The organism is Streptomyces regalis (genome assembly GCF_001509475.1).
Classification (GTDB): Bacteria; Actinomycetota; Actinomycetes; order Streptomycetales; family Streptomycetaceae; genus Streptomyces; species Streptomyces regalis.
The window spans coordinates 52,486-61,268 of the sequence record NZ_LLZG01000355.1 but is presented as its reverse complement, the minus strand read 5'-3'; the positions used below and the strand labels follow the sequence as shown (position 1 = coordinate 61,268).

At 70.2% G+C, this 8,783-nt stretch carries 9 protein-coding genes and 2 pseudogenes; 6 read left to right on the top strand and 5 right to left on the bottom strand.

The features are described from left to right. From ADL12_RS30450 to ADL12_RS30435, 4 genes and pseudogenes are all read left to right on the top strand, one after another. Positions 1-199 (top strand): annotated as a pseudogene (locus ADL12_RS30450) (type I-E CRISPR-associated protein Cas5/CasD); the annotation flags it as partial. Further along, the gene (cas6e, locus tag ADL12_RS30445; RefSeq protein ID WP_062707477.1) at positions 196-864 is read left to right on the top strand and encodes a type I-E CRISPR-associated protein Cas6/Cse3/CasE; all 669 of its coding nucleotides are present in this window, start codon (positions 196-198) and stop codon (positions 862-864) included. The pseudogene ADL12_RS30450 and the gene cas6e, both read left to right, overlap by 4 nt. A gap of 50 nt (positions 865-914) precedes the next feature. Continuing rightward, complete coding sequence (locus ADL12_RS57825) at positions 915-2,585, top strand: Mu transposase C-terminal domain-containing protein (RefSeq protein WP_159053343.1); 1,671 nt, start codon at positions 915-917, stop codon at positions 2,583-2,585. Beyond that, positions 2,569-3,366 (top strand): AAA family ATPase, encoded by a 798-nt coding sequence (locus ADL12_RS30435; RefSeq protein WP_062707471.1) that lies wholly within the window; start codon positions 2,569-2,571, stop codon positions 3,364-3,366. The genes ADL12_RS57825 and ADL12_RS30435 overlap by 17 nt, the downstream gene beginning before the upstream one ends. A 28-nt stretch (positions 3,367-3,394) precedes the next feature. On the opposite strand, the gene ADL12_RS30430 is transcribed toward ADL12_RS30435, so the two are convergent. The 5 genes from ADL12_RS30430 to ADL12_RS30410 form a co-directional block, all read right to left on the bottom strand. Then, positions 3,395-3,808, bottom strand: a complete 414-nt coding sequence (locus tag ADL12_RS30430) for an IclR family transcriptional regulator domain-containing protein (protein WP_159053342.1) — start codon at positions 3,806-3,808, stop codon at positions 3,395-3,397. A 151-nt stretch (positions 3,809-3,959) separates the two neighbouring features. Beyond that, positions 3,960-5,429, bottom strand: coding sequence for a UvrD-helicase domain-containing protein (locus ADL12_RS30425; protein WP_062707465.1), 1,470 nt, complete (start codon positions 5,427-5,429; stop codon positions 3,960-3,962). A 75-nt stretch (positions 5,430-5,504) separates the two neighbouring features. Then, on the bottom strand, positions 5,505-5,990 hold the full coding sequence (locus tag ADL12_RS30420) for a hypothetical protein (protein ID WP_062707463.1): 486 nt from the start codon (positions 5,988-5,990) through the stop codon (positions 5,505-5,507). Then, positions 5,987-6,874 (bottom strand): DUF6083 domain-containing protein, encoded by an 888-nt coding sequence (locus ADL12_RS30415; RefSeq protein ID WP_062707460.1) that lies wholly within the window; start codon positions 6,872-6,874, stop codon positions 5,987-5,989. Before ADL12_RS30415 ends, ADL12_RS30420 begins: the two co-directional genes overlap by 4 nt. A 214-nt stretch (positions 6,875-7,088) precedes the next feature. Continuing rightward, a complete protein-coding gene (locus ADL12_RS30410) occupies positions 7,089-7,352 on the bottom strand; it encodes a helix-turn-helix transcriptional regulator (protein ID WP_062707457.1) in 264 nt (87 codons plus the stop codon). 166 nt (positions 7,353-7,518) lie between these two features. Here ADL12_RS30410 and ADL12_RS30405 point away from each other — a divergent pair, with 166 nt between their 5' ends. Together ADL12_RS30405 and ADL12_RS53175 are read left to right on the top strand one after the other, a co-directional pair. Further along, positions 7,519-8,553, top strand: a complete 1,035-nt coding sequence (locus tag ADL12_RS30405; protein ID WP_062707454.1) for a hypothetical protein — start codon at positions 7,519-7,521, stop codon at positions 8,551-8,553. A 45-nt stretch (positions 8,554-8,598) separates the two neighbouring features. Beyond that, a pseudogene (locus tag ADL12_RS53175) lies at positions 8,599-8,736 on the top strand (IS5/IS1182 family transposase); the annotation flags it as partial. Positions 8,737-8,783 lie beyond the last annotated feature (47 nt).

The window sequence follows — 8,783 nt, the reverse complement described above, 5'->3', positions numbered from 1 at the left end:
CGAACACCCCCCGTCCGACCCCGCCACCCTCACCGGGCACTACGAACTGTGCGACCAGCCCGAGGACTTCACCCCCAACCGGCGCAGCCACCACCTGCGCGATGTGTGGCGCACGCGCCGGCACCTGTCCGCCGCCCTCTACGCGGGCCCCCACCCGCTCGAAAGCCTCGCCGCCTACATGCACCCGGAGCAGGCATGACCCTCACGGCCACGCTCACCCGCATCCGCCTCAACCCCGCCAGCCGGGCCGTACGCCGCGACCTGGCCGACCGCGTCCAACTCCACAAGACCCTCATGCGCCTGACCCCCGGCACCCCCAGCCCGCACCCACGGCGCGACGCAGGCCTCCTCTTCCGCCTCGAAACGGATCCCGACGAGCCCACCCTGCTCGTCCAGACCACCCGGCCACCGAACCTGGCCGGCCTGCCCGCCCACTACGGCACCACCGCAACCCGCGATCTCACTCCGGTACTCGCCGCCCTGCAGCCAGGTCGGCGCGTGCGCTACCGCATCACCGCCACTCCGGTCCGCCACACCCCCGGCACCCCCTACGGTCAACGCCTTGACGGCACCGTCCTGCGCCGCCGCGGCATCCCCACTGCCCTCGATGGAACCGCCGCCGCAGCCTGGTGGCAGCGTCGCGCCGGCCAAGCCGGCCTCGACCTCGACGACATCACGCTCACCCCCCGTACCTTCGAACTCAGCACGCTCTCCGCCCGCCTGCCCGGACTGGACCACCACCTCATCCGGTTCGACGGACACGCCCGCATCACCGACGCCCGACTCCTCGCCGAAGCCGTCTGCCGCGGCATCGGCCGTGCCCAGTCCTACGGCGCCGGCCTCCTCAGCCTTGCCCCCGCCTGACCTTCACTCCACCACGCGCCTCGCCTCCACAAGCGAGGGGAGCCTCACACGTGACCACCAGGCCCCCACACGATGAGAACAGTCTGCGCCGAGCGGCTGTCAGCCGTCTGATGCACCTCGCCGAAACCAACAGCCTCGCCGGTGAGCACATCACCACCGTCGCCCAGGCCTTTGGCGTCGATCCCCGCACCGTACGCCGCTGGCTGGACAACGCAGGCGAACACGACGGCCGCTACACCCCCCAACGCCGAGCCCGCTTCGCACTCGACCAGCCAATGCGTGACGCCGTCGCCCTGTGGTGCGGCAACATCGCCGCCGCCTACCGCGACCTGAAGACAGCAGGCCGCCTGGGCAGCGAACCCGTCTCCTACGCCACCTTCCACCGCGCCGTCACCGAGCACTACACCCCCGGCTTCCTCGCAGGCCTGAAGGGCGGCGAGCAAGAACGCCGCAAATTCGACGTCCACTTCACCCGCGAGATCGGACACCGCAATCAGGCATGGGAAGCCGACCACGTCGAAGCCAGCGCCTGGGTCAACGTCAGCGGCCACCGCCGCAAACCCTGGATCACCTGGTTCATCGACTGCGCCACCGACGCCGTCTGCGGACTGTCCATCTCCGCACAGACCCCCAGCCGGGAGAACATCCTCATCGCCGCCCGCGCGGCCCTGCAACGCGGAGGAGACCACGGCCCCTTCGGAGGTCTCCCCGGCCTGGTCCGCGTCGACGGAGGCAAAGACTTCCTGTGCGAGACCGTCGCCCTCGCCTTCGGCGTCTTCGGTGTCCGCCGCGTCGACCTGCCCCCCAGACATCCCGAACTCAAAGGCACCGTCGAAGCCCTCAACAACGCCGTCAAGAAGACGCTCTTCCCCAGCCTCCCGGGCTTCACCCACGCTCCACACACCAGCACCCGCACCCGCATCGACCCCGACGAGCACCTCCTGACCTACGAGGCCTTCGTCCGCATCGTCCTTGAGTGGGTCCACGACTGGAACCACGAGCACCGCATCCGCACCAGAGGAAACCGCACCCCCTACGAGCTCTGGCACGCCGACCTCACACCCGTCTACGACCCCGACCCCGACGAACTCAACGCCTTCACCCTCCAGACCCACCACCAGTCCCTGACGATCAACTCCGACGGCGTCCACTGGAAAAAACGCCGCTACCTGGCCCCCTACATGCAAGGCCGGGGCGGCACCAAGGTGCTCCTGCGCTACATGCCCCATCAAGAACGCACCGTCGAGCTCTACGACGCCAAGGACGAGACCTACCTGGGCCCGGCCACCCTGCAGAACGAAGCCAGCCCAGAGCAACGACGTGACGTCAAACGCGCCGCCGAACGCGAAGCCAGCCGACTGCGCACCGCCCTGAAACGGGCAGAACGCCAGCGCCGGGAACGCTTCGAAGCCGACATCGTCCCCACCACTCCCCGCCCGGTCAGCGACCTGACCCAGGAACAGGCCGCCGAACTCCTCGACGGCCGGCGCCAGGACGAACTCGCCCGCCAAGCACGCCCCGACCTCGCCCCGCTGCCCGAACCCACACCCTCCTGGCAGAACCCCAGCGCCCCCGCCCCCAGCGAGCCCGCTCCTGCCGGCGAAAACCCCGCATCCGCAGCCCCCGCGCTCCCGCCGCTGCCCGACCCCTCACCCTCCTGGCACCAACCGGACCACCCAGCAGCCCTCACCGAGGAGCCCTCCGATGAGCAGCACGATTGACACCACCGCGCCGGCCGATGACCACTACCTCGGCCTGACCGGCGCCCGCCTCATGCCCACCACCGCCGCCCGCCTCACCCAACGCCACCTGAAAACCGCCCTCAAGGCCCAGGCCATGCTCTGCATCCACGGCGACGTCGGCCTCGGCAAGACCCTCGCCGTCAACACCAACCTGCGCGACCTCGCCCCGGACAAGACCCTCTGGCTCGAATGCCGCAAAGGAGCCACCCTCACCAGCCTGTGCACCGCCCTGTTCCGCGCACTGGACCTGCCCCGCGAACCCCCCGCCCAGGTCGACGACTGCGACCCACTGATCCGACAGGCCCTGGCAGCCCAGCACCGCGTGCTGGTGTGCGACGAAGCCCAAGGCCTGTCCAAGCAGGCCCTGGAATACCTGCGCACCCTGTGGGACGACAAGAAAATCCGGCCCACCATCGTCTTCGTCGGCGGAGAAAACTGCCTGCAGCGCATCAGCAGCCGACCCGCCCTGTTCTCCCGGATCGCCGTCTTCCAGCAGTACCAGCCGCTCACCCCCGACGAGGTCCTGGCCACCCTCCCGCATTACCACGACCTGTGGAAGGACGTCTGCGCACCCGACCTGCTCTGGGTCAACGACGTCGCATGCCACGGCAACTTCCGCAACTGGGCCAAAGTCACCTTCCACATCCAGGAAGCACTCGAAGACGACCCCGCCACCGCCTGGTTCAGCCGAGACACAGTCCGCATGATCCTCAGCTACCTCGACAGCACCGTCCGCCACCACCCCAGCGTCCAGGCCTGACGCCCACGATCCCTGGTGCGCCCGTTCATCATCCAGACCTGTACGACTGTGCTTGCGCAGCTCCCGCCGAGGGACGCCAGCCAAGTCTGCGGGACACGGCCAGACCGGAGGCGATGAGCGCCAGCCGCACCGTCCGTAGATCGACCGATCCGGCGCCCACGCCGACCGACAGGGCCGCGACGACCTTGCCCTCGTCGTTGAGGACACGGGTGGCGACAGAGTCGGCGCCGAGTGTCTTTTCCTGACGGACGACGGCTACGCCGGTTTGGCGACACTCGTCCAACTGTTCCAGCAACCGTGCGGGATCGGTCACGGTGCGTTCGGTGCACGCGGGCAGGCCCTGCGCGATGACCTGCTCGGTCAGCTCGGGGTCGGCGTGGGCGAGCAGCACCTTGCCCACCCCGGAGCTGTGCAGCGGCAACCTCCCGCCGGGCCCCGACATGACGTCCACCGCGTTGTCCGCCGACAGGCGTTCGACGAGTACCGCTCGGTGCCTTCCAGCACCGCGAGCTGCACGTGTTGGCGCAGCGCGGTGCCGCCGTGATGATCAGGCCATTGCAACCACAATGAGGCGGATCGACCCAGGCCTTGTGTCAGGCGGCAGGAGGCGGGGGGAGGTGGGTGTCGATCCAGGACAGGCCGCCGAGGTCGAGGTGGTGGCGGCTGCGGGTGACGGCGACGTAGGCGAGGCGGGCGTCGGTGTCGCTGACGGGTTCGGGGATGGGGCGGCCCTGGGCGTCGTGTTCGTCGGTGTCTTTGGGAGGGGGGAAGTCGTCGGCGATTTTCACGGTGGGCCATTCGCGGCCTTTGGCGGTGTGCGCGGTGGAGACGGTGACGTCGGCGTTTTTCTCGTCGGTGAGCTGGTTGATCGCGGCGAGGATGGCGTCGGGTCCGTGTGTGTCGACGAGGTTGATGAAGGGCTGCAGGTCGCGTCCGGCCGGGTCGTGTTCGGCGTATTCCTGCACTTCGCCCCAGGACCTGAAAAGAACGAGCTCGGGATGGGCCGTGGGGCGGCCCTCTTTGAGGTCGCGGGCGGCAAGTGCCAGCGCGGCCAGAGCCTGTCCGCCGCGGGCCAGGGCGACGCGCCGACCGCTGGCGAGCAGACCCATCACCTCGGTCATCGCACCGATGTTGGTACGGCACAGCACCGCGTCCGGACGGTCGAGGTCCCCGACCGTGGTGGGGATGGTCTCGGTGCCGGTCAGGCGGATGGGGGCCTGGGCGATTTCGAGCCACCGGTTGGCCTGGTCGGCGATCAGAGGACCGAAGCGGAAGGAACGGGTAAGGGTTAGGTGCGTGGCGTCGAAGCCGGTCATCACATCGCGGGCACCGCGCCAGCCGTAGATGGCCTGGGCGGAGTCACCGACCATGACGAGCTGCGCACGGTCGCGCTGGGCGGAGAAGACTTGTTCCAGGACGGGGTTGGTGTCCTGGGCCTCGTCGAGGAGCAGGAAGTCCGCGTCGATGCGTGGTTGGGTCAGGGCCCACATTTTCAGGTAGTGGTCGTGCTCGAAGCGCACCACCCCATGGTCGGGGTTGTGCAGGTCGGCCCAGGCACGGTTGGCGAACGGCAGGACCGCTTCGGCGAGCTGCGCCTGCTCGGCAGGTGTTCCCAGACGGCGCAGGGGCGGGACGTGGTGGCTGTCGAGGGAGCGGTCGGCTGAGTAGCAGAAGCGGGTGACGGTGCGCAGCACGGTGTTGGACAGAGACCTGGCGCCGATCTCGTGTTCGCTGATGCGGACGGGGCGGGTGATGCCGAGCGCCTGGCCGGTTTTCCAGGCGGGCTGGCGGGGGCTGTTGAGCCGGTGGGCGTAGCGGTGGCCGAGGGCCGCGTAGGCGGCGGCGTGGGCGGTCTTGCACTGCACGGTACGAGGGAAGCGGGCCGCGGCATCGCGGGCGATGCTCTTGTTGAAGGCGAGGTAGCGGCCGCGGCGCTGGGTGGCGGCGGCGAGCAGGGCAAGGGTGGTGGTCTTTCCCGTGCCGGCACCGGCTTGAAGAACGAGGTGGTGGCCGGCGCGGAAGGCGTCGGCGGCGTGGACCTGTTCATCCGTGGGGGTAGACAACAAAGGCTCCGCGAAGGGCAGAAGAAGAGAACGTCCGCTGTCTTTCGGGCGAGGGACGTCTCACGGGCTTGAGGGTCAGGGTGCCGTTGGTGAGCGGCGGCGTCGGCCGCGCGCTCGGGCCGCGCAAGTCAGCACCTCTTCGAGCGTGTGGTTGGCGAGCAGGACCTGAAGCCGGTCCTCCAGAGCGCGAAGGCGCCCCTGCTCCCGCTCAGCGAGGGCCGTGGTCACGCGCCAGCTGAGGAACTCTGCCGGCCGCTGGCCCCAAGAAGCCGCAGCCTGGCGGATGGCCGCCTCGTCACTGCGGCTGAACGCGACATTGAGCCGCACCTGCCCCTTGCGGTCCGGGTAGTGCGTGCTCAGGACGTCAATGGGCAGCCCTGGGCCCAGGCGGCGCCGCAGCTTGCGCAGGGCGTGGCCCGGGCCCTGGGCGTACTGCACGGCCATCAGGCGGGTGTGGTCGGCGTTCACGGCGAGCGGTACACCGCGCCGCCGGGCGCGCTTGAGTTCACCGGGGGAGAGGGGCCGAGTCAGGAGGATTTCGACGGCATGGTGTCGCGTCACGGCTGGGCTGCCTTCCGCGAGCGGCCCGAGGCCCGGGTGCGGCTGCGAGTGGGCAGCCGGGTGTGGATGTGTTCCCGGTGGAGGAGAGGGTCGAAGGGTTCCCAGTCCGGCACCGTCAGGTCGGGGGCCGAGGGGGTGGCCGCGTGCTGGGGACAGCGCTGGGCACGCCAGCGCAACTGCTCGGCGTAGGGAAGGGCGCTGAGGTCGTAGACGGTCATGACATCCGCGGGCAGCGCCAGTTGGCCAGTGGCCGCGGTGGCGGGCATCAGGGTCCAGGTGCCGGCCGAGGCGTCGGGAGCGAGCAGCGGTTGTGCACAGCGGCTGCGGCGCCGGGTCTGGGCAACGCACCGGATCTCCTCCACCGGGCAAGCGGCGAGGTAGCGGACGTACAGCAGTTGCACAACGGGGCGGGCCGGGCGGCACACGGCTGACTCTGCTGCTGCCTCGTCCGGCCGGGCGGTCGGCGGAATGAAGGCCCCGGCGTCGATCAGGCGGCGGGTGTGCACAGCGAGCGCCCTGCGCAGCGTGCCCAGCCCGGCTGCCGTGGGGACGTTCCGTGCGGGGCACAGCAGGGCGTGCGGGATGCGGCACCAGCCGCTGCCGTCCCCGGCCGGGTGGGCGATGCCGGAACTGACGTGCCAGCGGCAGTCGGCAGGAACCCGGGCGGCCGGGAGTTCATGCGGATGGAGAGGGACCATGGCCATCTGCGGGTCGCTGCGGTGATACCACTCGATCCGGTTGCCGCACTCATGGCAACGGCTGTGCTGGCCGCAGCGCATCAGCCGGCTGGTACCACCATGACTGACCCGCAGGGAACGACGCACCGGGGCCGCGACAGGGCTGCCGTCCCAGTGCCGCGCAGAAGATGAAGGCGTGGAGCGCATGCGAGTGAACCTGCCAGCCGACACGCCGCACCTGCGGGAGCGGCACCGCCACGTCGCCCGGTCGGCCCTGTGCGGGGCGACTGATGTGCGAAGGGGCGTCTGAATGTTCGGTGCGACGTCGCTGTTTCAGGTGATCTGTGGCAGCCCTGCTCCGGCCGTCAGCCGTCAGCCGTCAGCCGTCAGCCGTCAGCCGTCAGCCGTCAGCCGTCAGCCGTCAGCCGTCGGCGGTGCCGGGCAGGTCGTGGCCGTGGCACAGCGTGCCGAAGAGTTGCTCGAACGGAGTCCCCAGGGCGTGGGCGAGAGCGTGCCAGGTCTTCAGGGTGCCGATGGTGCGGCCCTGCTCGATCTCGATGACCGTGCGCCTGGCCAGGCCGCTGCGGGCGGCGAGCTCGTCGTACGTCCACCCGCGCACGGCCCGCAGACGCGCGAGCTCCAGCCGCAGCGCGTTGAGGTCCGGATCGGGCGGCAAGATCGTCACCTGTCCATCCGACGGTGCAGACCCCTGCCCTGTCAGTGCAGACCTCTGCCCTATTTGCCCAGGTGGAGGCAACCGCTGAAGGGCAGACGTCTGCACTACGGTGGTCCGCCGCCGCTCCTTCCCGGACGGACACCAGCAGAGGCACCGAGAGGAGGGCCACCCGCCCATGAGGCTGCGCGCACCATGGCCCGCGACACCGCGTGCCTGGACCGTGGAACTGCGTTCACACACCGGCGGACTCGTTCTCGTCTGCCAGCGATGCCCCCACGGCGGCGGCCCGGTCACAGCGTCATCCGCCCGCGCGGCCGCCCTCACCCATCTCGCCCGGCACGCCCGCAGCGACACCCTCCCGCTCCACCTGAGGATCTGTCAGTGCCGCGAGCGTGGCTGCCGCTGGCACGGCCGCCACCGCGGCTGCGCCGGCCCTGTCCGCCTGCTCCTCGCCGGTGAACATGGCGGCCGGGTCTGGCGACTCGCCGACACCTGCACCGCCTGCGCCGCAGCGACAGCCCACGCCGCCGTCGTACCCGACACCGCCCTTCTCGCCCCCCGGCCGTCTCCGCCGGCAACCTCCCGCCGCAGACGGCGGCCCAGCGAGCCGGACGGGCGGGCCAGGGTCCGGGAAATGCTCAGCTATCTGGCCGCCGCGCTCCCAGCCGGAGCCTCGGCCGCCGCCCGGCTGATCGCCCTGCAGTGCGCCTTGCGTATGAACGCCAGCATGCAGGTCAGGCTTCCCCTGGGCCTGCTGCGCGGCCTCCGCCTGGGCGCCACCCTGAACCCGTGGCGGGAACTGGAGCAAGCGCGGTGGCTGCGAAGGATTCCTGACCGCGCGGCTGACGAGGTGGCCGCCGTACTGCTGGACGCCGCGCTGCTCGGCCAGGCACCCGCCCGCACCGACCGCCGCCGCGCGGCGGACTGGGCGCTGCGCGGCAGCTGCCCGAGCCGGGCCGGGGTGCTCGGTCCGCTTCCGCAGCTGATGAGTGTCTACCTCGCGGCACACAGCCAATCCGAAACCGGCCACGGACTCAATGAGGCCGATCGGACAGCGCACGAGTGCGGTATCCAACCAGCCGAACTGCCCCACGCGCTTGAGCAGTTGGCCACGGCAGGACTGTTGGACTCATGGCGAATCGCCTCCGATACGGAAGATCTCCACTGGATCCTTGGGCTCCGCAGCGAGGGTGAGCCGAGGGTGCGGTGAGACAGGCGGTGAGCCTTGCTGTGCTTGCGGCATCAAAGCAGCGATCCGGAACGGATCGACCAGAGCAACGGCCGTATCCGGCGAGGCTAAAGCCGCTGCCGACTCGGCCGGGCGGCCTACTGGCGCCGCGATGTCGTCGAACGCTGCTTCAACCGGCTCCCGTTCAAGTCGCTCGCCGACAGGTTGGTCACGTCGGTCGATATGAATGGTGAGGTGCTACTTGTCGAGGC

Bases quoted from the DNA above. Each gene is read 5' to 3' on its own strand.
- cas6e (WP_062707477.1), top strand. From the start codon at position 196: ATGACCCTCACGGCCACGCTCACCCGCATCCGCCTCAACCCCGCCAGC.
- ADL12_RS30435 (WP_062707471.1), top strand. From the start codon at position 2,569: ATGAGCAGCACGATTGACACCACCGCGCCGGCCGATGACCACTACCTC.
- ADL12_RS30430 (WP_159053342.1), bottom strand. From the start codon at position 3,808: ATGTCGGGGCCCGGCGGGAGGTTGCCGCTGCACAGCTCCGGGGTGGGC.
- ADL12_RS30415 (WP_062707460.1), bottom strand. From the start codon at position 6,874: ATGCGCTCCACGCCTTCATCTTCTGCGCGGCACTGGGACGGCAGCCCT.
- ADL12_RS30405 (WP_062707454.1), top strand. From the start codon at position 7,519: ATGAGGCTGCGCGCACCATGGCCCGCGACACCGCGTGCCTGGACCGTG.